The sequence below is a fragment of the Sorangiineae bacterium MSr12523 genome (genome assembly GCA_037157775.1).
In the GTDB taxonomy this organism is placed as follows: domain Bacteria; phylum Myxococcota_A; class Polyangia; order Polyangiales; family Polyangiaceae; genus Pendulispora; species Pendulispora brunnea.
In genome coordinates this window covers 4,811,367-4,835,970 of record CP089982.1, presented here as the reverse complement: position 1 = coordinate 4,835,970, position 24,604 = coordinate 4,811,367, and the positions used below count along the sequence as shown (strand labels likewise).

Annotated in this window: 19 protein-coding genes and 2 pseudogenes; 12 read left to right on the top strand and 9 right to left on the bottom strand. The window is 65.5% G+C overall.

Features of this window, described 5'->3' with window-relative positions; translation table 11 throughout:
- Nucleotides 1-52 precede the first annotated feature (52 nt).
- Nucleotides 53-457: a response regulator gene (locus LZC95_18840; protein WXA98867.1), complete on the top strand. Its 405-nt coding sequence runs from the start codon at nucleotides 53-55 to the stop codon at nucleotides 455-457.
- A gap of 247 nt (nucleotides 458-704) precedes the next feature.
- On the opposite strand, the gene LZC95_18835 is transcribed toward LZC95_18840, so the two are convergent.
- The 3 genes from LZC95_18835 to LZC95_18825 all read right to left on the bottom strand — a co-directional run bounded on the left by LZC95_18835 (nucleotide 705) and on the right by LZC95_18825 (nucleotide 6,122).
- On the bottom strand, nucleotides 705-4,154 hold the full coding sequence (locus LZC95_18835; GenBank protein ID WXA98866.1) for a protein kinase: 3,450 nt from the start codon (nucleotides 4,152-4,154) through the stop codon (nucleotides 705-707).
- Between the two features lie 799 nt (nucleotides 4,155-4,953).
- Entirely contained in the window at nucleotides 4,954-5,568 is a 615-nt protein-coding gene (locus LZC95_18830) for a sterol desaturase family protein (GenBank protein ID WXA98865.1), read from the bottom strand.
- 167 nt (nucleotides 5,569-5,735) lie between these two features.
- Entirely contained in the window at nucleotides 5,736-6,122 is a 387-nt protein-coding gene (locus LZC95_18825; GenBank protein WXA98864.1) for a hypothetical protein, read from the bottom strand.
- A 291-nt stretch (nucleotides 6,123-6,413) separates the two neighbouring features.
- Between LZC95_18825 and LZC95_18820 the strand changes: the two genes are divergently transcribed.
- On the top strand, nucleotides 6,414-6,863 hold the full coding sequence (locus LZC95_18820) for a MarR family transcriptional regulator (protein ID WXA98863.1): 450 nt from the start codon (nucleotides 6,414-6,416) through the stop codon (nucleotides 6,861-6,863).
- Nucleotides 6,864-6,900: 37 nt separating this feature from the next.
- Here LZC95_18820 and LZC95_18815 read toward each other — a convergent pair whose 3' ends face one another.
- Nucleotides 6,901-7,161, bottom strand: coding sequence for a hypothetical protein (locus tag LZC95_18815; GenBank protein WXA98862.1), 261 nt, complete (start codon nucleotides 7,159-7,161; stop codon nucleotides 6,901-6,903).
- Between the two features lie 245 nt (nucleotides 7,162-7,406).
- Here LZC95_18815 and gnd point away from each other — a divergent pair, with 245 nt between their 5' ends.
- The 4 genes from gnd to pgl all read left to right on the top strand — a co-directional run bounded on the left by gnd (nucleotide 7,407) and on the right by pgl (nucleotide 11,798).
- On the top strand, nucleotides 7,407-8,303 hold the full coding sequence (gnd, locus tag LZC95_18810) for a decarboxylating 6-phosphogluconate dehydrogenase (protein WXA98861.1): 897 nt from the start codon (nucleotides 7,407-7,409) through the stop codon (nucleotides 8,301-8,303).
- A 77-nt stretch (nucleotides 8,304-8,380) separates the two neighbouring features.
- Nucleotides 8,381-9,916, top strand: coding sequence for a glucose-6-phosphate dehydrogenase (gene zwf, locus LZC95_18805; protein WXA98860.1), 1,536 nt, complete (start codon nucleotides 8,381-8,383; stop codon nucleotides 9,914-9,916).
- A complete protein-coding gene (locus LZC95_18800) occupies nucleotides 9,913-11,061 on the top strand; it encodes a glucose-6-phosphate dehydrogenase assembly protein OpcA (GenBank protein ID WXA98859.1) in 1,149 nt (382 codons plus the stop codon). Before zwf ends, LZC95_18800 begins: the two co-directional genes overlap by 4 nt.
- A complete protein-coding gene (pgl, locus tag LZC95_18795; protein WXA98858.1) occupies nucleotides 11,058-11,798 on the top strand; it encodes a 6-phosphogluconolactonase in 741 nt (246 codons plus the stop codon). The genes LZC95_18800 and pgl overlap by 4 nt, the downstream gene beginning before the upstream one ends.
- A gap of 43 nt (nucleotides 11,799-11,841) precedes the next feature.
- Here pgl and tkt read toward each other — a convergent pair whose 3' ends face one another.
- From tkt to ruvX, 4 genes are read right to left on the bottom strand one after another with little or no spacing between them, the layout of a single operon-like run.
- Entirely contained in the window at nucleotides 11,842-13,836 is a 1,995-nt protein-coding gene (gene tkt, locus LZC95_18790; GenBank protein ID WXA98857.1) for a transketolase, read from the bottom strand.
- 7 nt (nucleotides 13,837-13,843) lie between these two features.
- Nucleotides 13,844-14,842, bottom strand: coding sequence for a glucokinase (gene glk / locus LZC95_18785; protein WXA98856.1), 999 nt, complete (start codon nucleotides 14,840-14,842; stop codon nucleotides 13,844-13,846).
- A gap of 32 nt (nucleotides 14,843-14,874) precedes the next feature.
- Nucleotides 14,875-16,050 carry an endolytic transglycosylase MltG gene (mltG, locus tag LZC95_18780; GenBank protein WXA98855.1) on the bottom strand — a complete coding sequence of 392 codons (1,176 nt, stop codon included), beginning with the start codon at nucleotides 16,048-16,050 and terminating at the stop codon, nucleotides 14,875-14,877.
- Nucleotides 16,047-16,502 carry a Holliday junction resolvase RuvX gene (gene ruvX / locus LZC95_18775; GenBank protein ID WXA98854.1) on the bottom strand — a complete coding sequence of 152 codons (456 nt, stop codon included), beginning with the start codon at nucleotides 16,500-16,502 and terminating at the stop codon, nucleotides 16,047-16,049. Before ruvX ends, mltG begins: the two co-directional genes overlap by 4 nt.
- Before the next feature lie 109 nt (nucleotides 16,503-16,611).
- Between ruvX and hisS the strand changes: the two genes are divergently transcribed.
- The 5 genes and pseudogenes from hisS (at nucleotide 16,612) to LZC95_18750 (ending at nucleotide 22,916) form a co-directional block, all read left to right on the top strand.
- On the top strand, nucleotides 16,612-17,853 hold the full coding sequence (hisS, locus tag LZC95_18770) for a histidine--tRNA ligase (protein WXA98853.1): 1,242 nt from the start codon (nucleotides 16,612-16,614) through the stop codon (nucleotides 17,851-17,853).
- A gap of 41 nt (nucleotides 17,854-17,894) precedes the next feature.
- Complete coding sequence (locus tag LZC95_18765; GenBank protein WXA98852.1) at nucleotides 17,895-19,670, top strand: hypothetical protein; 1,776 nt, start codon at nucleotides 17,895-17,897, stop codon at nucleotides 19,668-19,670.
- A gap of 295 nt (nucleotides 19,671-19,965) precedes the next feature.
- Nucleotides 19,966-20,835 (top strand): annotated as a pseudogene (locus LZC95_18760) (glycoside hydrolase family 6 protein).
- Nucleotides 20,836-21,094: 259 nt separating this feature from the next.
- Nucleotides 21,095-21,976 (top strand): annotated as a pseudogene (locus LZC95_18755) (glycoside hydrolase family 6 protein).
- A gap of 64 nt (nucleotides 21,977-22,040) precedes the next feature.
- Nucleotides 22,041-22,916 carry a dienelactone hydrolase family protein gene (locus LZC95_18750; protein WXA98851.1) on the top strand — a complete coding sequence of 292 codons (876 nt, stop codon included), beginning with the start codon at nucleotides 22,041-22,043 and terminating at the stop codon, nucleotides 22,914-22,916.
- Here LZC95_18750 and LZC95_18745 read toward each other — a convergent pair.
- Nucleotides 22,904-23,413: a MarR family transcriptional regulator gene (locus LZC95_18745; protein WXA98850.1), complete on the bottom strand. Its 510-nt coding sequence runs from the start codon at nucleotides 23,411-23,413 to the stop codon at nucleotides 22,904-22,906. The two genes, LZC95_18750 and LZC95_18745, sit on opposite strands and share 13 nt — an antisense overlap.
- A gap of 82 nt (nucleotides 23,414-23,495) precedes the next feature.
- Here LZC95_18745 and LZC95_18740 point away from each other — a divergent pair, with 82 nt between their 5' ends.
- A complete protein-coding gene (locus LZC95_18740) occupies nucleotides 23,496-24,602 on the top strand; it encodes a Gfo/Idh/MocA family oxidoreductase (GenBank protein ID WXA98849.1) in 1,107 nt (368 codons plus the stop codon).
- Nucleotides 24,603-24,604 lie beyond the last annotated feature (2 nt).

Below are 24,604 nucleotides of genomic sequence, written 5' to 3'. Positions count from 1 at the left end.
ATGCAAATAGACGACTCTTCCCCGAATCGCTTCACTGTAAAGTAAGGCGCGCATGAGCGATCCAGCGGCTCCTTGCTTAGAGTTGGGCGCAGCGGTTCTGGTCGTGGACGACGACGTCGACATCCGCGAGACGATCAGCATGATCCTCGAGGATGAAGGCTACACGGTTGCGTGCGCTTCGAATGGGCGAGAAGCCCTCGACTATTTGCGCGAACACCGGGCGCCCAATCTGATTCTGCTCGATCTAATGATGCCCGTGATGGACGGAGTGGAATTTTGCAACCGCCAGCGGCAGGATCCGCGGCTGGCCAACATTCCCGTCGTCATCGTCACGGCCTCGGGCCAGGCCAAGGAGCAGAGCGCTGCGTTGAACGCGAAGGCGTTCATCTACAAGCCGCTCGCGCTCGACACGCTGCTCGAAAAAGTGGAGCAGTGGAGCTCGAGGACGACAACCTAGCTCTCTTCCCGTACACGTTCCCGTTCCCGTTCCCGTACACGATCTCCCCTTCTCGGCGGAAGAGTTCGGGAACGGGTACGGGAACGGGAACGTGTACGGGCGGAAAATCAGGAAGCGGGCTTCTCGGCGGGGGCCTGGGCGGCCTTCTTGGCGCGCCACTCGGCGAGCTGCTTCGTACGACGGGCCTTCTGCTTCCTACGACGGGGAGAATCTTGCGGGGTAGACATGGCGCTGCCCTATAGCACTGCTACCGGGCCCAGGTCGACCACGTCGCCGATTCGGAGCCCAAGCGGCTTTCGCGGGTCATGGAATCGAGCCAGGTGTCCACCGTGGTGCGGGCCGGTTCTTCCCATTTGAGGCGGGCGAAGCGCGCCAGAAGCTGCGGCGCGTGGTCGCCGGTGCGGGTGCGCTCGCCATAGGCGGTGCGGGCCAGCTCCAGCTCTTGAGCGGCCTCTTCCCAGCGGGCCTCCTTTTGGAAGAGCCATGCGCGCGTCAGGTGGCGGTGCTGCCGCGGCTCCGCCTCGTCGAGCACGATGGCATCGCACGCCGCCAAGAGCGCAGGCGCGCCCTTGTCGCCGGCATCGCCGCGCGCCAGGGCAACCTGCGCGAGCAGCAGCTTGGCCTCCACCTCGCCCCAGGGATCCTTGAGCGTGTCATAGAGGCGACCGGCGACCTTCGCGTGGGACGCCGCCGCGTTGTAGTCCTCGGTGTCGATGGCAATCATGGCGAGCAGGCGCTCGCACGCCGCCTCGCCGCGCGGGTTTTGCAGCTCGCGGAACGACGAGCGTGCGGAGAGCGCGCGGGTGCGGGCCCGCTCGAAGTCGAAGGCGCGGTGATCGGCATGGCCGAGGACCACGTCGCACTGGGCCAGGCCGAGGCGATAGCCCATGGCGTCGAACTCGGCGCGCGCCTCGATGAGGAGCTCGCGCGAAAGATCGTAGCCGCCCACGGCCGTGGAGATCATGGCCATGAGAATCAGGCACTGCGCGCGGCCGAGGGCGTCGCCCACGGCGCTGCAGCGCACGCTCGCTTGATTGAGCACATCGCGTGCGCGGGCGTGCTCGCCGAGCAGGTAGTCGATCTCGCCGAGAACGACCTGCGCCTGCGCGTACCCTGCCTCGTCCCCTTCTTTCTCGAAGTGCGAGAGCGCCTGCACGACCTGCAGCCGCCCGTGCGCCGGGTGCCCCAAGTCCGAAGCGATGTGCCCGAGCAGCCGCAAGGTGTGCGCCTCGCGACCGAGATCCCCCGCCTCGGCAAAGGCTTTGCGCGCGGCTTCGGCTTGCTCGCGCGCCTCGTCCAGCTTGCCCGTGTGCCGCAATGCCTCGGCGCGCCAGTAGGCATACTCGGCGGCCGTGGCCCCGCTCACGTGGCCCGCGAGCAGCTCGAGATCGCGCAACGTCGCCGCCGTGTCGCGGCCGCGGCGCCACGACCCCTGGATGAACTTGAACATCAAGTTGGCCGCGACGTCGTCGTCGCCCGCCTTGAGCAAGTTCGCCACGCGGTGCTTCATGATGCGGCGCGATCCCACGGCAGGATGCTTCGCCAGCGCGTTCGCGGCCAAGCGGAAGATGGCCGGCGCATCCTTGCGCTCGTGCAGGCGCACCAAAAGGTGCTCGAGCAACAAAGCATGGGGCCAGCGGAATTGGTCGTTGCCCGACGCCAGCAGGATCTGCGCGCGCGTGAGGCCCACCAAGGCATCGCGCGGATCCATGCCCAGCGATGCGACCAGCGTCTTCAACACCTCGCCCCGGATGTCCTCGCCCAGCGCCGCGGCGGCGTAGGCCGAAAGGCGCAACTCCGTCGGCACGGCGCGCAGGCGCTCGTCCCACAGCTCCGCCGTCGTGATGGCGCGGCCAAGCAGCGCGCTGTCCGGCACGCGGTACTTGCCCTTCTCCAATTTGAGGTAGCCGCCACCCGCCCACGCATGAAGCAACTGCAGCGCGAACAGCGGGTTGCCGCGGCTCTGTTGGCGCGCCCGTTCCACCGCGGAGTCGTCCAGCGGCAAGGTGGAGCGAAGCAGCGCGTCGGTCTCGTCGCTGGCCAGCGGCTTCAATTCGATGACCCGCCCATTCCACTCCGCGCGCGCGGACTCCATGCGAAGGGCCGCATCGAGATCGCTCGCGAGCGTTTCGCTTCGCGCGGTGGCGATGGCCATCAGCTTCACCTCGCGACCGCCGGGGCGCCCGATGGACTGGTGCATGCGCCGCAGCACCTCGAACGTGTTGGGCGAGGCCTGGTGCAGGTCGTCCGACCAGAGGAGGATCGGGCGATCGCGCCCGATGCGTTCGAACACTTTGCGGATCACCACCCAGCGCAACTCGGGCGTATCCAGCACGAAGCGCTTGCCCGAGGGGCCGAGCGGCGTGACCGTGCCCGGCGGCGTGGGGCGAAGCCACTCGGCGGTGGCCGCGACCCAGGTGAGCTCTTCGTCGTTGTCGGCGGCGACCTCCCATCGATTGATGAGCGTCTGCTCCACCAACGCGCGATCGGCCCCTTCCAGGCCGAAGTGCGCGTTCACCGCGCCCGTGACACCGTCGAGCGGCGTGGGAATGCGGCCGTAACGCGCACGCAGCGGCACCATCATGCCGTGCTCGTGCACCGTTTCGCAGAGCCACGAGGCCAGGCGGCTCTTGCCGACGCCGGCTTCACCGAGCAACGCCACGAGGGCTCGCGTCGGGCCCTGCGGGGCGGCCATTTGCTCGACGAGATCCCAAAGCAGACGCCGCTCGTCTTCGCGCGCAACCAGCGGCGACGGACGCAAGCCGAGAAGGCCGGGCGCCAGCGAACGAGCCGCCGCCACCGCGCGCCCCAGCGCAGGACGCGACGAAGGTGCCACCGGCGGAGCAGGCCCTGCGGCCACCACTTCTTCCAACGTGGCCGATTCGTTCGGCTTGAAGCGGGCCCACGCGCGGCGCGCATCCGCCGCGTACTCGTAGCGGTGCCACGGGCGCTTCGCGAGGAGCTTTTGCACGTACGGGCTCACGCCCGAGGGCACGCCCGCGGCGAGCGTGAGCGGCGGCACCGGCGTGCGCTTGTGCGCGCGCAACACTTCTTGAGCGGTGCCCTCGAAGACTTCTTTGCCGACGAGGATGCGGTACAGGATGCATCCGAGCGCGTAGAGATCCGTCGGCGGCCCCACCAACGTGGCCGCTTTGCGAATCTGCTCCGGTGCAACCCAGCCCACGGTGCCTGCGCCCGCGTGCGTGGCCAGCTCGGGCTGCGGAGCACCATCGAGGCGCGGATCGTGGCGCTGCTGACGCAGCCACGCGAGCCCCAAGTCCAAGATGTACGCGCGCGGTCCGCGACCCGAGGTCGCAAGATCGAGCATCACGTTGGACGGCTTCAAATCGCCGTGGATGACGCCGCGTGCGTGCGCGTGCGCGAGCCCCGCGAGAACCTGATCGACCAGCGCCCAGATGACCGGCCACGGCAGCGTGGTCGTGTGCATCCACTCGTGGACGCTGCGACCGGGCAGTGCCTCCATCACGAGGTACGGCGAGCCGTCGGCCAAGGTGCCGAAGTCGCGCGCGCGCACGAGCGTGGGGTGCTCGAGTGCGGCGACGGCGCGCGCTTCCTGGTGGAACCACCAGGTCTCCTCGGGGCGTGTTTGCCCTTTGGCTTCATCCGGCGTGCGAAGCCGTTTGAGCGCGACGCGTTCTCCGCTCACGAGATCGCGACAGAGGTAGACGACCCCCATCCCGCCGCGACCGAGTTCGCGAATTACCTCGTACCGCTGCGCGAGTAGAGTCCCAGACTCAGGAGGAATTGATGCGGGTTTGTCGCCCTGCGACATGGTGCGAGCTTATCTTAAGTTCTCGCGTCGGTCCGGAACATCAAATCGACGCGCAAAAGTGAGACAAAAAAAAGAGGCGGGTGGCATCGGCCAAGTCCACGTTGGTACCCCCCACGAGCGCGCGCTCGTTTCCTCCCCAACGATCCATACGAAGAAAGCTTCCAGTCTCGCAGGCAAAAAACAGCAAAACCTGCTGGAACGGCGGCCAAGGTAGGCCCAGTCCCCAAGGACTGCGACAAATTTGCGCGGTCCTTGTTGAATTCGCTGACCACCCCGGTAAGGTGATCCTGCTTCGTTTGCTTTTTGACGCGCGGCATTCCCGCGAATTCTGACGGCGCGTCCCACGCCCTCATCTGAAAGGTCGCCGGACGCAGTCGAAACCAGGGAGGCATTCGAATGTCCGAATCGAAGTTGCGCAGGTCGCTCGGCAGATCACTTGCCAGGTCATTCGCGATTGGGGCTTTTGGAATCATGGCTTCCGCAGTCGCTTTTTCGGTCGGCGCACGGCTGGCGACGAGCCTGGAACACCACACGAAGTCGGTGTCCGTGGCCAAAGTCCCCGTGCAAGCCATGCAACCGGTCGCGCAGAAGTAAACCGCTCTCTTCCCGTACGCGTTCCCGTTCCCCTTCCCCTTCCCGAACTCCCGAATCGAGAGATCGGGAACGTGTACGGGAACGGGAACGTGTACGGGTTCAGAGGAGCTTAAGCGCGCTCGCGCTTTGCCTTTGGCATCGTGTTGAAGACGATGTCCCAAAGAGGCGATGAGACGCCAAAGCCGCCGGAGTGATCCGCGTGGTGGTGCAGCATGTGATGGCGCCGCAGCCACTTGCCGATGCGCGTGGTCTGCTTGAAGTGGTGCACGGCGTAGTGCGTACCGTCGTACGCGAGGTAGCCGATGACGAAGCCTGCGAAGAACGGCTCGCCAATGCGCTGCCCCATCGTGAAGTAGTAGAGCGAGTAAAAGAGCACGGCGAGCGGGACGCTCACGCCGAGCGGCATCACCAGACGATCCTTGTCGTTCGGAAAGTCGTGGTGGACGCCGTGCATCAGGAAGTGGATGCGACGCCCGAGGGGCGTGTCCTTCGTCCAGTGAAAGACGTACCGGTGCAGGATGTACTCGACGAACGTCCAGGCGAAGACACCAAGGAAAAACAGGCCGACAACGCCCGAAACGGGCAGATCGTGGCGGGAGACGCTCCGATACACGACGAACGCCGACACCGGGATCCACGCGATGAAGGGCGTGGCGGGGTGGATGCGCGAGAACCATTCGAGAAAGTCACTCTCGAACATCCGCGTCGTCTGAGGACGGCTCAAGTTAGGCTTCACGACATTCATTTGGAGAGGACCTCGACGCACGAAGCCATGGGATTTGTCGCTACGCTAGAGAACCATAAGGCCCGCGGCAAGCCGAAAAAAGCCCCGCGCCCGGCTTCGGCCGGTCGTTTTTTCTCGGGTGGGCCCCCGTCTTTCACGTGCGCAAACTAGTTCACGGCTTTGGTGCGGAACTTCGACTTGTACGAGTCCTTGTACTTGTCGTGGCAGGTCTTGCAAGAAGCCTTGGCCCCTGCGACGTCCCCCTTGCGTGCGGCGTCGGCCCCGGCCTTGGCGATGGCGGCCCACTCCCATGACGGGTCGGGCGAAAACGTTGCGGACTTGTCCAGCGACTTCGCCAGCGCCTGCAGATCGTTGCCCGCGAGGGCGGCACCCAAGTTGGCCTTCATCCACTTTTGCATCGGGCACGGGTTGTCTTTGCTCCCGCACGCGGGGGCGGCTTGATCCGCCGCCGCCACCGACGATGGCATCGCACCCCACGCCAGCGCCCCCAGCATGCCGGCCATCGCCAGCCCGAACCACGTCTTGCTCTTCATCGTCACTCCCTCGTCACCTGCGTTGAACGTCGGCCGCCCGCTCCGACGCACCTTAGTCGGCGCCAGCGGACCTGTCAGCGTGACGAGCCAAGCAGCTGTCCGATTCACTCGCAGGTCCAAGGCCTCCGTGCACTCCCGTTCACTTCGAACGCCCGGTCGCGAGCGTCCATTCGCGCACAAATCCGTCGAGGGGGGCTACGAATTTTCCCGAAGGATTTCCGAAGAGCGCATGATGGTTGCCCTCGCGCCGCTTGACGTCGCCACCAAACTTGTAGGATGCAGGTCCCCCCCATGGCCGACCAGGAGAGGTTCGTGCACGCCGTTCATATCGTTGCCCGCGCTCTCGGCCGTATCAGCAGGGAGCGCGCGCGGGCGGTGGATGTCACCCCCCAGCAGGCCGAGACGTTGCAGCTGATTTTCGAGCGCGGCGCCGTCTCGACGTCGTCGCTGGCCGAGCAGCTCGGTATCGACCCTTCGACGGCCAGCCGCAACCTGTCCGGTCTGGAGCGAAGCGGCCTCATTTCGCGCAAAAAGGGCACGGATGACGCACGCCAAACCGATGTGCGACTTACACCACGCGGCAAGCGTGTGGCGGAGTCCGTAGCTGCGGGATCGAGCACGTCCTTTACTGCCGTTCTCGACCAGCTCCCGAGGGCCGATCGACAACGTGTGACGGACGCCTTGGAGTTGCTCGCGCGTGCGCTCGACTCGAATGATGCGAACGGCGACGCGAAACGCTGACGAACGCGAACGCTGCTCTGACGCTGCGGTCTGAAACCTAGTTCAGAAAGCGAGCCGAGATGTATCGAACGGCCTCCGCAGAAGCGGCTGCGATCTGGGCCTGAACATCCGATGGTGAGGCGTCTCCGTCGACGAGGATGCCGTATTGCCCCGCCTCGTCACTGAAGAAGCCGCCCGGCGGAATCGACGAACGGTCGCGGTCGAACTTCACCGCTTGGACGGGCAGAGCGAAAATACGAGCGCCTACGTGGACCTGGACGAACCCGATCAACTTTGCGCCTTGTCCTATTTCCTTCATCGCTAGCTCCCTAGTCCCCGCACCCTGCTGCATCGACCTCGAATGCAAGGGAACCTAAGCATCGAGTGGGCCAGCGCAACGCGGCGGTTTTGCTGTGCAGACGTCGCGCGCATCCGATGCGCAATCCTGTACACTCGTGCGGCTTCACGGATGCGCTCGCGCCTGGCTCGTCCCGGAATTTACAGCAGGAGGCGTGCGGAATGAGTGCAGCGGACGAGATGCTCGAAAGAGCACGGAGGACGACGATGCAGATTGCAATCATTGGCCTGGGCAAGATGGGCGGAAACATGGTCAGGCGGCTCTTGCGCGGCGGTCATCAGGTCGTTGCCTACGATCGCGATACCGCTGCGGTCGACCGCTTGGCCAGTGAAGGCGCCACCGGTGCAAAGTCGCTCGAAGATCTCGTCGCGAAACTGAATGCGCCGCGCGCGGTCTGGGTGATGGTGCCGTCGGGCGCGCCCACGGAGAAGACCATCGAGGACGTGGCGAAGCTTCTCTCGCCCAACGACATCATCATCGACGGCGGAAATTCGAATTTCCACGATTCGGTCCGCCGCGCGAATGCGCTCGCGGACAAGAAGCTGCGCTTTCTCGACTCCGGCACCTCGGGCGGCGTGTGGGGATTGGAAAACGGCTATTGTCTGATGGTCGGCGGAGACCCTACCGCATACCAACACGTCGAGCCGGCGCTCATCACGTTGGCTCCCAAAGATGGCGTCGCCTATTTCGGAAAGGCGGGCGCGGGTCACTTCGCCAAAATGGTTCACAACGGGATCGAGTACGCCATGATGCAAGCCTACGCGGAGGGCTTCGAGCTCCTGCGCGCGAGCGAGTTCGGCTACAACCTCGCGGACCTGTCGAACGTGTGGAACCAAGGCAGCGTGGTGCGGTCGTGGCTTCTGGAGCTAGCCGCAAACGCCTTCAAGAAGGATCCGGATCTTTCGGGGCTCAAGGCTTACGTCGAAGACTCGGGTGAAGGGCGCTGGACGGTGAACGAAGCCGTGGCGCGTGCCGTGCCCGTGCCGACAATTGCAGCATCGCTGTTCGCGCGATTCGCATCGCGCCAGGACGAATCTTTCGCTCTGCGTGTGCTGGCGGCTCTCCGTAACGAGTTCGGCGGCCACGCGGTCAAGAAGGCGTAATAACGTTACGTTCCTTTCTCCTTGTCATGCGCAGGTCCACGCGGTCCCACCTCCCCTACTAAGCGAGAGCACGAAACATGACGAACCCGCTTCGCGACACCACCATGTTCGAGCGCCACGCCGATGCGTGCGCCGTGGTCATCTTCGGCGCCTCGGGGGACCTGACGCGGCGTAAGCTGATGCCTGCACTCTACAACCTTGCGCTGGGCCGTTACCTCACGGGCTCGTTCGCCGTGGTGGGCGTGGCCCGGCGCCCGAAGACGAACGAGCAGTTCCGCGAGGAGATGAAAGAAGGCGTCGGCAAGTTCTCGCGCCGCAAGCCCGTCGACAGTGCGGTGTGGAGCGACTTCGAGAAGGGCGTCAGCTATGTGGCCGGCACCTTCGAGGACAAGGCCACGTACGAGAAATTGCGCGCACACTTGGAGCAGCTCGATCAGGAGCGCGGCACGCGGAAGAACCGGTTGTTCTACCTGGCAGTGCCGCCGGCGGACTTCGGCACCATCGCGCGTGGCTTGAAGGAGGCGGGCCTGGTGGCGCCGCCGCCGAATGGCGATCGCAGCGCACCGTGGACGCGCGTGGTCATCGAGAAACCCTTCGGGCACGACCTGGCGAGTGCACGCGCGCTCAACGCGACGATTTCCAAGGTGTTCGAAGAAGAACAGGTCTTCCGCATCGACCACTACCTCGGCAAGGAGACGGTGCAGAATCTGCTGGTCTTCCGCTTTGCCAACAGCCTCTTCGAGCCAGTGTGGACGCGCGAGCACGTCGACCACGTGCAGATCACGGTGGCGGAGGAGATCGGTGTCGAGGGGCGCGGCAAGTTCTACGAGAAGACGGGTGTGACCCGCGACATCGTGGAAAACCATTTGATGCAGCTGCTTTGCCTCACCGCGATGGAGCCGCCGATTTCGCTCGAGGCCGATGCGGTGCGCGATGAAAAGGTGAAGGTGCTGCGCTCGCTGCGGCCCATCGAGCATTCTCTCGTGACGGAGAACGTGGTGCGCGGGCAATACGGACGCGGGCACGTGCGCGCCGAAGAGGTGCCCGCCTACCGCGAAGAGCCGGACGTCGCGGCGGACAGCGCGGTGGAGACCTACGTGGCCGCCCGCGTCTTCGTGGACAATTGGCGCTGGGGCGGTGTCCCCTTCTACGTGCGCGCCGGCAAGCGCATGCTGCGCCGTGTGACCGAGATTGCGCTGCAGTTCAAGAAGGTGCCCCATAGCCTTTTCCGGCCGCAAGACGGCGGGATCACGCCCAACGTGCTCTCGCTTCGCATCCAGCCGGACGAGGGCATTGCGATTCGGTTCATCAGCAAGGAGCCCGGGCAGGCCACGGTGCTGCGCGACGTGGCCATGGACTTCCGCTACGGCACGGCGTTCGGCTCGAACACGCCGGAGGCGTACGAGCGGCTCTTGCTCGATGCCATCCGCGGTGACGCCACGCTGTTCACGCGATCGGACGAGGTGGAGCACCAGTGGGCCTTCATCGACCCCGTCTTCGATGCGTGGAACGCGGGTGCGGCGCCGCCGCCGGTCTATCCATCGGGCTCGTGGGGCCCGGAACAGGCCGACGATTTGCTCGCGCGCGACGGGCGGCGCTGGAGGAAGCCATGACACAAGAGACGCAACAGGAGGCTCAGCACCCGCGACCGAGCGAGGTGCTCTCGCGGCTCGAGCGCGAGCTGCGCGATCTCTGGGTGCCGCAGCCGGGCGAGCCGGTGAAGTCGCGCGTGTGCGCGATGAACCTCATCGTCGTGGCGGGCTCGCACAAGCTGGCGGAGAAGTACACGCACATCGTGGACGAGGTGACGCGCGGCATTCCGGCGCGTGCCATCGTGGTGACCATCGATCCGGAGGCACCGAGCGGGCTCGATGGCGACGTCACGGCCGTCTGCACGGTGACCGAGGGGGCGCAAATCGTGTGCTCCGAGCGGCTTCGGCTGACCGCGGCGGGCGCACTGGCCTCGCGCGCGGGAAGCGCCGTGGAAGCGCTGCTCGTGCCGGAGATCCCCACCGTGCTGGTCTGGCTCGGGCGGGTGCACGTGGAAGATCCCGTGTTCCTGTCGATGACCCGCGAGGCCGATCGCGTGGTGCTCGACACGGAGTACACGTCGCTGACGAGCCTTCTCGCCCTGGCACGCTGGGCGCGGGAGAAGCCGGGTCGGCCGTCCGTCGCGGACATGGCCTGGACGCGCGTGGCGCCGTGGCAGGAGATGTTCGCGCGCTTTTTCGACGAGCCGAAGCTACGCGGCCACGCGAAGCGCATCACCACCGTGACCATTTCGCAAGCCTCCGAGGCGGGGGCGCGGCTCGGGTCGGAGGGTGCGCTCATTTTGGGGTGGCTGGCCACGCGCCTCGGGTGGAAGGTGCAACGCGTAGGCGGTCATTCGCGCTTCGTCCGCGAAGACGGCGAGCAAGTGGTCGTCAAGTTGAACGCGGTGCCGCGTCCCGAGGGCGTGGCCCCGGCGGCCCTCGCGGGCATGGCCTTCGAGGCGGAATCCGGCGGCTTCGTGGCCGCGGGCTCGATCGAGCGCACCCTGCGGAGCGGCCTCGAAGGCGCGACGCCCGACGCGGACGTGCTCACGTGGAAGCTCGACGTGGATCTGCCCAGCGCCACGGAGCAGACGGTGCGCCTCAGCACGAACCGCGGGGCACGTGTGCTCGAGCGCACGCTGCAGCGGCCCGCCGTGGATCTCACGTTGGACGAGTCGGCGCATTTTTCCGAAAAAATCGAAGAGGAAGGACTGAGTTGCACATGACGACCAAAGTCGTACCGGGAAGCCTGGTCGCGCTACCGGATGGGGAGGCCGTCGCCCGCGAGGCGGCGAATCGACTCGGCAATTGCATTCGCAACGCGATCGACACGCATGGTTACGCCACGGTGGCTCTGTCGGGTGGAAGCACGCCCGGCCCGGCGTACGCGGCCTTGGCCGAAAATTCGCGCATCGACTGGGCGAAGGTGGAGTTCTTCTTCGTCGACGAGCGCGCGGTGCCGCCGGACAGCCCGCGCAGCAATTACCGCATGGTGAAGGAGGCGCTCTTCGACCGCGTCCCCATCCCCGCGGAGCGGATTCACCGGATGCAAGGCGAGGCGCTCGATTTGGCCGCCGCCGCACGCGAATACGATCTGGAGATCCGCTCGCGCCTCCGCTGGAGCGAGAGCGGCATGGCCGAGTTCGACGTCGGCGTCTTCGGCATCGGTGACGACGGCCATACCGCGTCGCTCTTTCCGGGCGAGCCCACCGTCGACAAGACCGATCGCCTCGTGGTCGACGTGCCCGCCGCCGGCAACCGGGAAGCTCGGCTGACCCTCACCGCGCCCGTGATCGAGCAGATGCGCGTCGCGCTGGTTCTTGCGGTCGGCAAGAACAAACAGGAGCCGCTGGAGCGCGTTTGGGCCGCCAGCGGCGACGTCCATGTCACCCCTGCGCGTTACCTCCGCGAGGTGCGCTCGGTGATCTGGCTCATCGACAAAGCCGCCAGCGGATTGGGTTGAACGCAAAGGTGCGCCGGGCTTCGACCCGGCGCACCATCGCCATTTACTTCAACCAGCCTTCGACGGACTTCGTCACGGCATCGACGGTGAGGCCGAACTTCTCCGCGAGCACCTTGTCCGGGGCGCTCGCGCCGAAGCGGTCGATGCCCAGATTGAGGCTGTCGTCGCCGAGGATCGCGCGCCACGGTTCGCTGCGACCGGCCTCGATGGAGACCTTCTTCACGCCGCGGGGCAGCAGGGCCTCGCGGTAGGCCGCATCCTGCGCGTGGAACTGCTCGAGGCAGAACGCGCTCACCACGCGCACCTTGCGGCCCGCCTTCTCGAGGCGCTCGCGGGCGCCCGTCGCGAGGTGCAACTCGCTGCCGCTGGCCACGAGAATGAGATCCGGCTTGCCGCCCGAGGCCTCCTGCGCCGTGTACAGACCGCGCAGCACGTTCTTCGGGTCGAAGTTCGCGTCGCGCGCGATCTTCGGCAGCTTCTGCCGGCTGAGCGCAAACGCCGTCGGACCGTGGCGACGCTGCAGGGCCAGCGTCCACGCGGCCGCCGTCTCCAGCGCGTCGGCGGGACGCACGAAGAACAGATTCGGAATGAGACGCAGCGCGAAGTTTTGCTCGATGGGCTGATGGGTCGGCCCGTCCTCGCCCAACATCACTGAGTCGTGCGTGTAGATCCAGAGCGCCTGCTGCTCCATGAGCGCCGACAGACGCACGCTCGGGCGCATGTAATCGCTGAAGATGAGGAACGTCGCGCCGTACGGAATGATGCCGCCGAAGAGCGCCATACCGTTGCACACCGAGCCCATGCCGTGCTCACGGATGCCGAAGTGCATGTTGCGCCCTTCGAACTGCCCCTTGGCGACGCCGGCGCTGCCCTTGATGAGCGTCTTCGTCGACGGCGCGAGGTCCGCCGAGCCGCCGATCAGCGAAGGCACCAGCTTGGCCACCGTCTGCTGAATCGCGTTGGAGATGTTGCGCGTCGCGTCCTCTTTCTCGGGCAGCGCCTTCAAGAGCTGCTCGTAAAGATCCGCGGGCACTTCCTTGGCGAGGAATGCATCGAGCTGCTTGGCCAGCGCATCGTTCGCCTTGCGCCACGCGTCGTAGCGCGTGTTCCACGCTTGGTGCTCGGCCGTGTTGTCGGTCGCGCGCTGCGCGAAAAGGGCGCGCACTTCTTCGGGCACGGTGAACTTCGGGTAGTCCCAGCCGAGGCCCTTCTTCGTGGCCGCAATCTCTTCCTCGCCCAGCGGCGCGCCGTGAGCCTCCGCGGTGTCGTGTGCATTGGGCGCACCGTTCGCGATGTGCGTGCGCGCCACGATGAACGACGGACGCCCCTTCTCCGCACGCGCCCGGTCGATGGCCGCACGGATCTGCGCGCGATCGTGACCGTCGATGTGCTGCACGAACCAACCGTACGCCTCGTAGCGCTTGCCGGCGTCTTCCGAATACGCAAGCGACGTCTCACCCTCGATGGTGATCTTGTTGTCGTCGTAGAAGAGGATCAAATTGTCCAGCCCGAGGTGCCCGGCGATGCTTGAGGCTTCGCCGCTCACGCCCTCCATCAGGTCGCCGTCGCCGGCGATGGCGTAGACCCGCACATCGTTGAACGGCTCGCCGAAGCGCGCCTGGTGCAGCTTGGCCGCGAGCGCGAAGCCCACCGCATTGCCCACGCCCTGCCCCAACGGACCGGTCGTCGTCTCGACCCCCACCGTGAGGTGGCTCTCCGGGTGACCCGGCGTCTTCGAGTCCCACTGACGGAAGTTCTCGAGCTCCTTCAGCGGCAGGTCGAAACCCGCGAGGTGCAGCATCGAGTAGAGGAGCATCGACGCATGACCGTTCGAAAGGACGAAACGGTCACGTCCGATCCAATGCGGATCCTTCGGATCGTAGCGGAGGTAGCCGGTCCAGATCTCGAACGCGATCTCCGCGAGCCCCATGGGGGTCCCGGGGTGGCCGCTGTTCGCCTTCTGCACGGCGTCCATCGCCAACGTCTTGATGGTGTTGATCGAAAGGAGGGCGGCCTTGGGATCGTAATCGCGGGGCATGTTCTTCCTATAGGGTGGGGGGCTTGCCGTAGAGAAGTGCGGCGTAACGGGCACTGCCCGAGAGACCGATCGTGGAGTCGGTGACCAATGCGATGGGCACCTTTTCGAGAAGCGATCGCATGCGGCCCTTGTCGAGGAAGGACTCGACGAAGCCCTTGGACACGAGCTGCGGCGTGAGGGTCACCGCGATTTTGCCCATGACGAAGATGCCGCCCAAGGCCAGCGACTTGAGAACGAGGTTGCCCGCCTCGGCGCCGTACAGGCTGATGAACAGCTTCATGGCGCGGGCGGCCGCCGTGCTCTCGCCCGTGGTGCCGAACTTCGTAATGGCCGAGTTGCGATCTTCTGCCGAAGCGATGGCCTGCGCGATGGCATCGTCCTCGGGGATGTTCTTGGCCTCGCGGAAAAAGTCGTACAGGTTGCCGATGCCCGGCCCGGAAAGGATGCGCTCGTAGCTCACCCGGCCCTTGACCCGCGAAATCAGGTACCGCAAGAGCTCGATCTCGATCTCGTTGCGCGGGGCGTAGTCGACGTGGCCGCCTTCGGTGGCGCATACGGCGTGTTTCTCACCGTCCCACACGAGCACGGCCTCGCCGAGCCCCGTGCCTGCCGCGAGGACGGCCAGATTGGCGCCCTTCGTTCGCGGCAAGGCGCCGCCGTGAAGGAGCACCAGGTCTTCCGCGCGAGCGTGCAACGCGCCCATGGAGAGGGCAACCAGATCGTTGATCAGCGCCACACGCGGAATGCCCAACGACTGCGCGATGATGCGCTCGTCGAGCACCCAAGGAAGATTCGTCGCGACCACGCGCCCGTCGACGACCGGGCCGGCCACGCCTATGCATGCGGCCAGCGGCTTCTCGTCGGGCTTTAGAAATGCGCGCGCGACATCTTCGAAGCTTTTGTATTCGGTACTGGCAAACCTTTCCCGACGGACGAGCTGCTCCCCGTCCGCGGTGTAGATCGCCAGCCTTGCATTCGTTCCCCCAACATCGGCCGCGAGAATCACGGCACGGATGTATCAGGTCTAGGGTTTAGGAGCTAGGGTTTAGGGTTTAGGGATTCCCTGTTGGTCGCGGCGGAATGGCTCGCGTAGGTTTCGGAGAAGTGGTGCCGGCCTCCGCCCTTGGCAACGAAGTAGAAGTAATGGGTGCTGCTCGCGTTCATGACCGCCTCGAGCGACTTCGTCCCCGGATTGGAGATGGGGCCGGGCGGTAGGCCCTCGCGTTTGTACGTATTGTAGGGGTTCGTCGGGTCGGCCACGATGTCGTGCGTGATCTTCCCGGCGTACGCGGCACATGCCGGCGAGCGCGTGGGGTCGAGCAGGCAACCGTAGCCGGCCGTGGGATCGCACTGCAGGAGCTTCGGCGTGAATTTCGGATCGCGCAGCCGGTTGAGAAAGACGCTGGCGATGATGGGGCGCTCGTCGTCGACCACCGCTTCTTTCTCGATCATCGACGCCAAAGTGACGATTTGGCGCGTACTCCAATGCAGCGTCTGGCCCAGATCGAGGACGCTGGAGGCGTGCCGCTCTTCCAATGTGGCGTACCGGCGCTCGAACTCCGTTTTCATGCGCCGCACGACGTCCTCGGCCAGGCTGTCCTGCGGCAACTCGTAGGTCAGGGGAAAGAGGAAGCCCTCCGCGGAGTCGCCGTCGATGCGGAGCTCGGCGAGAAGGCGCCGGTCGCGCGTGGCCTCGAGGAATGCCGTTTTGGAGCAGACGCGCTGCGCGTGAAGCCGCTTGGCCACGTCGAAGGAGGTAAAGCCCTCCGGGATGGTCACTTTGACCTTGGCCGCGGCACCGCGCTTTTCCACGCGGGTGAGCAACTCGTTGGGCGAGAGATCGTCGGTGAGAAAGTGCGAGCCCTTGGCCACCTTGCCGCTGGCCCCGCTCGCGCGAATGTACCAAGCGAAAAACCGCGCGTCGGCCACGAGACCTGCGCCCGCGAGCTTTCCTGCGAGGGCCTCGGGCGACTCGTCGCCCATCAGCACCAGATCGACCTCGCGTCCCGAGCCCGGGCCACGCCGCGCCGGGTAGAGCACGACGAGGGCGCTGAAGAGCGCCGCCGCCGCGACGAGCATGGCCACGGCCAGCCACTTGGTCACCGTGATGGTGCGCGTCGTTTGCGCTTTTTTTCTCGACCCGGAAGGCGCCGGCGGCCGGCGCGACGTTCGCTTTCTCGGCGGCTTCGGCGGCGGCTTTTTCTTTTCCGTCATTCGCGCCTCGCGTCGAGCCACGCTTGCAGCAGGGTCGCCGCGGAAACTTCGTCGATGCGCGCCCGGGCCTTTTTCCCGTGCACTTCACTGGCGGCGAGCGCACGCCGCGCCTGCACGGTGCTGAGACGCTCGTCGATCAACTCCACCTCGACGCCCGTTGCATCGGCAATGCGTTGCGCGAGCAAGCGTGCCTTGCGGGCGGCATCCCCCTCCCCGCCCTTCATGTCGAGCGGCAGGCCCACGAGGAATCGGCCCACCCCGTCCTCTTCCACCATGTCGGCCAGATGGCGCAAAAGCGCTTTGGTATCGCGGCCATCGAGCACCCCGCGCGCATGGGCGTAGAGGCCGAGCTCGTCGTCGATGGCCACGCCCACGCGTGCAGCGCCCAGATCGAGGGCACAGACCCGTTTGCGCACTTTGCCGCCTTTGCCCCCGCGTCCTGAAGGTTCCACGTCAGAACGTCTACTTTCAACGCACAGCCTGGACAAGGACAGTGTAAGGTCCCCGCGCTGGATGACCCCCCCGCCCTCACGGACCACGCAACTTCGCGCTGTTAAAGGCATGAACGATGTCCTGCCGGACGAAATTGCCCGCTGGCAGCATCTCGAGCGCCTGTTTGCGGAAACCGCGCGCTGCTACGGCTTTTCGGAGGTGCGCACGCCGTTCGTGGAGCCCACCGGTCTGTTCGTACGCACCATCGGTGAGGCGACCGATGTCGTGGAGAAAGAGATGTACTCTTTCACCCACCACGACGAGGCCCTCACCCTGCGGCCCGAAAGCACCGCGGGCCTGGCGCGTGCCTACGTGGAGCACCGCATCCACACGCGTGAGCCCGTCACGAAGTGGTTCTCCTGCGGCCCCATGTTCCGCGCCGAGCGGCCGCAGCGCGGGCGCTACCGCCAATTTTCGCAGCTCGATTGCGAAATCTATGGAGATCCTGGCCCGGGCTGCGATGCGGAATTGATCGACCTCGTCGTTGGCTTCATGGCCAAGTTGCAGATCCCCGACGTCCGCGTGCTGGTGAACTCCATCGGCGGCCCCGAGACCCGCGTCCGTTACCGCGAGGGATTGGTGGCCTTCCTCGAACCGCGGCGCGACGGGCTGAGTGCCGACTCGCAGCGCCGTCTGGGCACCAACCCACTGCGCATCCTCGATTCGAAGGACGAACGTGACAAGGCCATCATGGCCGAGGCTCCGAACCTCGCCGAATTCCTCTCGGACGACGACAAGGCCCACTTCGATGGCCTGCAGCGGGCACTTACCGCACTTGGGGTCCCCTTCACGGTCGATCCCCTGCTGGTTCGCGGGCTCGACTATTACACGCGCACCTTGTTCGAGGTCAAAGGCGGCAGCGCCAAGCTGGGCGCCGGCGACACGCTCGCGGGCGGCGGGCGTTACGACAATATGATTGAAGAGCTCGGTGGCCCGAGTGTCCCGGCCATTGGCTTCGCGGCGGGCGTCGAACGACTCGTCATCGCCAGCGAGGCGACCATCGAGCCTTCGCGCATCGATGCTTACGTCTCGCCGCTGGGCGCCGGCGCCATCGAACGCGCCATGATCCTGGGGCGCGATCTGCGGCAGCACGGGATTGCGACCGAGGTGGATACGCGTGGGGGCTCGCTGAAAAGCCAACTGCGGAGGGCCAATGCCCTGGGCTGCAGCGTGGCGATCATCCTCGGCGAGAATGAAATCGCGGCGGGGACCGCGCAGGTCAAAGACCTGTTGGGCCACACGCAAGACTCCATCGCCTTGAGCGACGTCGTTCGCATCGTGGCCGATCGATTGAAGTCGAGGAGCCGGTGAGGAATTTCCGTACTTTTGCCTTATTTACGCTTTTCCCGACCTTGCTTTCGCTTTCCGCGCAGGCGCAGTCCCGCGGCGGCAATCCGTCCGTGCCGGTGGGTGGTGCCCAGCCGCCCTCGCCCTCGTCGGGCGACGCCTCGAAGGACGACCAGAAGCCCCCGAGCAAGGGCGACGATGACCAACAGCAGCAGCAGGTAGCCCCCGCGCGCAACGAACCGCAGGTGCAGGCGCCGGCCGATCCGCTGGCCATGAGCCCGGAGGTCCGCGAGCGCATCGGGACGGATTCGGATCGCGAGCCGCCCGTGGCAACGGGGGAAATGCATCGCAAGTATTTCCCGTATTACGAAGAGCGAAAAGGCGATTACCGATTTCGCCTTTTGCCGCCACTCTACCTCGAGCACACGCGCGGCCTTCCCGATCCCTCAGGAGCGGCCCCCAAAGCGGGGCCTGGGGCTCAACCTGCGACCGGCGAAAGCAAGGTCGATCGCGAGTCGCTGATTGGCTTGCTCTATTACCAGCGCCGTTCGCCGCGCATCGATGCCGACGTGCTCTTCCCGTTGGCTTGGCGGGTGCGCGAAAATCAAAATAGGGTTTACGTCTTCGGCCCCATCGCCCACCGCGAGGCGCCGGGAGAGCACGACAACTGGCTCGCGCCGCTCTTCTTCGAGGGTTCACGCCCCAAGGCCGGCTACTTCCACGCGCCGCTGCTGCTCACCACGTCGCACTACAACGAAGACGGCGCCTTCACCTTGGTGGGCCCCTTCTTCCGCGACCGCACGAAGCTCGACGTGGACATGGGCCTGGTCCCCTTCTTCTTCCACGGCGACAATGGATCCATCGACGGCACGCGCAAGACGTACACGTTGATTCCGCCGCTGCTCTTTTACCATCGCTATCGTGAAGTCGAGAATAGCTCCTTCACCGTGGCCGGCCCGCTCATTCTGGCGTCGGATCCCAAGCGCAGTGTCTTCGACATTGCGCCGCTCTTTTTTCACATTCAGGGCAAGCCGGAGACCGGCGGCATCCGCGAGCACCACACCACGCTCTTGCCGCTCTTCCACTATGGCCGGAGCGAGACGGAATCGCTCTTCGTCATCCCCGGTTACCTGCGCCGCGTGACGCTCACCAGCGACACGATGCTCACGCCGTTCTTCAGCCAGGCGACCACGCGCAACAATGCGACGCGGTTCACCGCGGCGGGGCCGATCCTTCCGCTCTTTTACGATTACCGCGACAAGGACATCGGCCTTCACGCGTGGGCCATGGCGCCGTTCTACTATCAATCGGATTCACCGCGTGGGCACGACTTCCTCACGCCGCTGTTCGGTAAATTCGAGACCTACGGCCAGTCGCGCACCTGGTGGGCATTCCCCACCATCACGGTATCGACCGATCAGCACGGGTGGGAAGCCGATCTTCACCCTATTCTGTATTTCGGACGCAACGATCGCTCCACGCACTCCGTCGTGGCACCGTTCTTCTGGGACTTCGCCAGCCCCAAGGGCCGAACGACCATCGGATTCCCGCTCTTTTGGCGCTTTGCCGACACATCGGACGACTCGGTCCTTCAGGTTGCCGGCAATACCCTGTACATGCAAAAGCGGGCGGTGGGCGGAACCGATTGGCAATTCCACCTCCTGCCGATCTTTTCTTATGGAGAAGATCCGACCGGATATTTCTGGAACATCCTTTTCGGCCTCGCCGGCTATCAGCGATCGGGCAGTTTTGCCCGCATTCGCGCCTTCTGGATCCCCATCCAGGTCGCCGGCCCCGACGCCAATACGGTCGCCGGCCAGCCCGCGCGCGTGAATTTCTGACGCCCTTCACGCGACGATTGTTGGGAAGGCTGCTATCCAAATAGCAATCCCACAATCGTCGCATAAAGAAGGAGCGATCATGCGTCTACATATATTGCCGCTGGTGGCGGTGTTGTTTGCCGCGCAAGCTGTGGCTTGTAGCAGCACGGACTCGCCAGGTGCCGGGCGTCCCGAGGACCATGGGAACGACGGGATCACGGGTGATTCGCCTGGAACGGAGCCCGGTCCAGGTGCGGGCGAACCCGGCACGACGGCGGATGGTGGCACCGCGACCGATGCGGGAACGGCGGCGCCCAATGGCTTTTACGTCGACCCGAATTCCAATTCTGCCAATTGGGTAAAGAACAATGGCGGCGACTCCCGGGCGGCGGCGATTCAATCGAATATTGCAAGCAAGCCGGGCGCGCGCTGGTTTGGCAATTGGAACAAGGACATCGGAAAAGACGTTTCCAGTTTCGTGGGCGCGGCAGCCGCGGCCAAGAAGTGGCCCATCCTGGTCGCGTACAACATTCCGGGCCGCGATTGCGGCGGTGCATCCAGCGGCGGCGCAGGCAGCGCGGCGGCGTTTCGCACGTGGATTGCGTCCTTCGCGCAGGCGGTGGGCAACCGCGAAGCCATCGTGGTCATCGAGCCCGATGCATTGGCCCAGCTCGATTGCCTTCCGAACGACGGCGAGAGGCAAACACGCCTCGATTTGATGAAATACGCGACCGACCAATTCCGCGACAAGGCCCCCAAGGCCCGCGCCTACGTCGACGGCGGCAATGCCAAATGGATTGCGCCTTCGACCATGGCCCAGCGGCTCGATTCGGCCGGCGTGCGCAGCGTTCGAGGATTCGCCATCAACGTATCGAACTTCTACACCACGGCCGAATCGACCACCTACGGGAACGACGTGAACGCGGCCCTGTCGAGCCAATTCGGATACACGACGAAGTTCGCCATCGACACCAGCCGAAATGGCAACGGCTCCGCAAATGGCGAATGGTGCAACCCGGCCGGCCGCAAGCTGGGTGAGGCTTCGAAGTTCGCGAACGGCAACACCGATGCCCTCTTGTGGGTCAAGGTACCCGGCGATTCCGACGGCCCCTGCGGCAGCGCCCCCAACACGCCCGCGGGCACCTTCAGCCCGGATCTCGCAAGTCGATTGATCAATGGCACTTGAGAGTGTGAACTCGCATTTCGCGCTATTTGGATATCGCGCGCGGGCCTGAAACCTGCACATGCAACCATGGATACGAAAATCGTCGCAAGAAGGAGCGATAATGCGCATACAAAGATTATCCATGGTCGCAATATTGTTCACCATGTTCGGCGTGGGTTGCAGCGGCACGGATGCCGACGTCGCCGGCAGCGAGAACGATGAGATCACGCGTGACGCGGCGGAAGATCAAGCCGAGGACGGTTCCAACGCCGAATTGGAGCTGAGTGCGGCCAATGGCTTTTACGTGGACCCCAACTCCAATGCGGCCAATTGGGTAAAGAACAACGGCGGCGATTCCCGCGCAGCGACCATCAAGTCGAAATTGTCGAGCAAGGCCGGCGCACGCTGGTTCGGCAATTGGAACAACGACATTGCGAAAGACGTTTCCAATTTCGTGGGCGCGGCGGCCACGGCCAAAAAATGGCCGATCCTAGTGGCCTACAACATTCCGGGGCGCGATTGCGGCGGTGCATCCAGCGGCGGCGCAGGAAGCCCGGCCGCGTTTCGCACGTGGATTTCCAAGTTCGCCGGCGCCATCGGCAACCGTGAGGCCATCGTCATCATCGAGCCCGACGCGTTGGCCCAGATCGATTGCCTCCCGAACGACGGCGAGCGAAAGACGCGCCTCGACTTGATCAAGTACGCCACCGAGCAATTCCGCGACAAGGCCCCCAAGGCCCGCGCCTACGTCGACGGCGGCAACGCCAAGTGGGTCGCCGCCGGCACGATGGCCCAGCGGCTCAATTCCGCCGGCCTGCGCAACGTGCGCGGGTTCGCCATCAACGTGTCGAACTTCTACACGACGGCCGAATCCACGACCTACGGCAACGACGTCGATTCGGCCCTGTCGAGCAAGTACGGTTACACGAAGAAATTCGTCATCGACACCAGCCGCAACGGCAACGGCTCGAAAAACGGCGAATGGTGCAATCCCGCCGGCCGCAAACTGGGCGCCGTCTCGAAGTTTGGAAGCGGCAACACCGACGCGGTACTGTGGATCAAGGTGCCGGGCGATTCCGACGGCCCGTGCGGCACCGCACCGAACACGCCCGCGGGCACCTTCAGCCCCGATCTCGCGATGCGTCTCATCAACGGGACCTGATCCGCAGGAGGCGCTCTCGGAACATTGGGCGCCTCCCCCGCCCGGCCTGGCGTAAAGTCGGCCGATGAACGAGATCCAACGTTACCTCCAAGACGAAGTCGTTCTGGATTGCGCGGACGGAATCATCTCGAGGCGGGAGGCGCTGCGGCGTCTCGGTTTGATGGGGCTGACGGCGGCGGCTGCATCGAACCTTCTCGCCGGGTGTGGCGACACCAAAGAACCCAACGTACCCGCATCCGCGAGCACCCACGCCGCAGGCGGCGGTGCCGAGAGCGTCACCTTTGCGGGCCCCGAAGGTCGCACGTTGCGAGGGGCATGGGCGCGGGCGGATTCACCGCGCGGTGGAGTCCTCGTCATTCACGAGAACAAGGGGCTACTGGAGCACTTTCGCGTCGTCGCCCAACGATTCGCCATGGCGGGGTACTCGGCGCTGGCCGTCGACCTCCTCTCGGAAGAAGGCGGCACCGCCGCACTCGGCGAGCCGGCCAATGCAACGGCGGCGCTCTCCAAGACGCCGCCGGAACGCTTCGTCGCCGACATGAAGGCGGGCCTCGACGAGCTGGCAAAGCGCACCCCCGGAGTCAAACTCGGGGCCATCGGCTTTTGCTTCGGCGGCGGCATGACTTGGCGCCTCGTCGGGACGAAGGATCCGAGGCTCGCGGCCGCCGCACCGTTCTACGGTCCCCTCCCCGAGGGCGCCGACTTCACCGGCGCGAAGACCGCCGTTCTCGGCGTGTACGCGGAGCTCGACGGCCGCGTCAACGCCTCGCAGCCCGCGGCCAAAGCGGCCCTGGAGAAAGCGGGGCTCACCCACGAAATCGTGACGTATCCGGGCGCGGACCACGCCTTCTTCAACGACACCGGGCCACGCTACAACTCCGCCGCGGCCACCCAAGCCTGGAGCAAAGTACTCGACTGGTTCGGCCGCTACGTCGGCTGACACTTCAACCCGCCGCCCGCCTTACGCAAGAGCGCCTCCAGCGTCTGCCGTTCGGCGCGCGTGAGCTTGCCGAACGGCTCGCGCAAGGCGGCAAAGTACTCGCCGGCCGAGGCTTCCAGTTTTTCCAAACCGAGCGGCGTGATGTGAAGACGAAAGCTGCGACGATCCGCCGGATCCACCTGACGGCGTAGGAGCCCTGCGCGCTCCAGCAAGTTGAGACGGTGCGTGACGGTGCCGCTCGGGCAGTCCATGCAGTCCATGAGATCCCCCGGCGTCAGCCCTTCCCCCTCCGGCGCCGTGGCCAGAAGAGCCATGGTGAGAAAGCCGGCGGGGCCCATACCGTGGCGATCGGAGATCTCCTCGCACCGCGCCTGCTGCTGCCGCGCGATGTGGCCCAGGCGCATCGAGAGAATCAACGCCTCGGTGTCCCACTCGGGAAACCGTTCCCCGCAGGTCGCGGCCAGTGCCCCCACCAAGTCCCGCTTCGCCTTCGTCATGGCGCCATTCTTTATATATCTTGACGTCGAGATAAACTGACTCAAATTATCTCGACGTCGAGATAACCTTGGAGGTCATCGCGTGAAGAAGATCCGTGTAGGCATCATTGGAGCCAATCCGGAGCGCGGCTGGGCAAAGGTCGCGCACGTACCGGCGTTGAAAGCGCTCCCGCAGTTCGAGATCACGGCGGTCAGCACGACGCGGCGGCAAAGCGCGGAAGAGGCCGCCCGCCAGTTCGGTGCGGCGCATGCCTTCGACAGCGCGGAGGCGCTCGCCGCGCATCCGGAAGTCGACGTGGTGACGGTGGCCGTGAAGACGCCCGGTCACGGGCCCGCCGTGCGCGCGGCCATCGATGCCGGCAAGCACGTCTTCTGCGAGTGGCCCCTCGGCACGAGCACCGCCGAGGCGGAAGAATTGACGGCACGCGCCGAGGCCAAAGGCGTTCGCACGGCCATCGGGCTGCAGCGCCGCTTCTGGCCCACCGTTCGCTATGTGCGCGATCTCGTGCGCGAGGGCGCCATTGGCCGGCTTCGCTCGTGCAACATCAGCTACCCCGTGCCGCACATGGGCGCGAAGACGCCCGCGTTCAACGCGTACGTCTCGGACGCCGCCAACGGGGCCACCCTCCTCAGCATCATGGGAGGCCACTTCCTCGACGTGGTGAGCTTCGCGCTGGGCGACATCCGCGAGCTGTCCGCCGTCGTGACGAGGCAGTTCGACACGACCACCGTCATCGAAACGGGCGCCGTTCTCCCGGTCACCGCCCCGCACCAAGTGCTGGTGAGCGGTACGTTCGACGGCAACGCCGTTCTCGCCGCGCACTTCGAGGCCGGCAAAGAGCGCGGCGGCACCGACCTGCTGCTGCGCATCACGGGCACCGAAGGCGTTCTCGAGCTCCGCAGCGAACCCGCGCACCTCGATCCGCGCGATCTCGTGCTCTTCGGCGCGCGCGGCGAGGCCACATCCCTCGAGAAGTACACCGTACCCGACCGCTATTTCGGCCCGCATGGCTCGGACCTTCGCGGCTCCTCGTACGCGCTTGCCCAGGTGTACGACGCACTCGCGCGCGATATCGCCGAGGGCACATCGCTCGCCCCGAGCTTCCGCGATGCCCTGGCCCGCCACCGCTTGCTCGACACGATTGCCTCCGCATCCTCGACGGGGCAACGGCAGCGCGTTCCGGCCTAGGC

Coding starts and splice junctions, on each gene's coding strand:
- LZC95_18840 (WXA98867.1), top strand. CDS start 53: ATGAGCGATCCAGCGGCTCCTTGCTTAGAGTTGGGCGCAGCGGTTCTG.
- LZC95_18835 (WXA98866.1), bottom strand. CDS start 4,154: ATGGGGGTCGTCTACCTCTGTCGCGATCTCGTGAGCGGAGAACGCGTC.
- LZC95_18825 (WXA98864.1), bottom strand. CDS start 6,122: ATGAAGAGCAAGACGTGGTTCGGGCTGGCGATGGCCGGCATGCTGGGG.
- LZC95_18820 (WXA98863.1), top strand. CDS start 6,414: ATGGCCGACCAGGAGAGGTTCGTGCACGCCGTTCATATCGTTGCCCGC.
- LZC95_18815 (WXA98862.1), bottom strand. CDS start 7,161: ATGAAGGAAATAGGACAAGGCGCAAAGTTGATCGGGTTCGTCCAGGTC.
- gnd (WXA98861.1), top strand. CDS start 7,407: ATGCAGATTGCAATCATTGGCCTGGGCAAGATGGGCGGAAACATGGTC.
- zwf (WXA98860.1), top strand. CDS start 8,381: ATGACGAACCCGCTTCGCGACACCACCATGTTCGAGCGCCACGCCGAT.
- LZC95_18800 (WXA98859.1), top strand. CDS start 9,913: ATGACACAAGAGACGCAACAGGAGGCTCAGCACCCGCGACCGAGCGAG.
- pgl (WXA98858.1), top strand. CDS start 11,058: ATGACGACCAAAGTCGTACCGGGAAGCCTGGTCGCGCTACCGGATGGG.
- tkt (WXA98857.1), bottom strand. CDS start 13,836: ATGCCCCGCGATTACGATCCCAAGGCCGCCCTCCTTTCGATCAACACC.
- mltG (WXA98855.1), bottom strand. CDS start 16,050: ATGACGGAAAAGAAAAAGCCGCCGCCGAAGCCGCCGAGAAAGCGAACG.
- hisS (WXA98853.1), top strand. CDS start 16,612: ATGAACGATGTCCTGCCGGACGAAATTGCCCGCTGGCAGCATCTCGAG.
- LZC95_18750 (WXA98851.1), top strand. CDS start 22,041: ATGAACGAGATCCAACGTTACCTCCAAGACGAAGTCGTTCTGGATTGC.
- LZC95_18745 (WXA98850.1), bottom strand. CDS start 23,413: ATGACGAAGGCGAAGCGGGACTTGGTGGGGGCACTGGCCGCGACCTGC.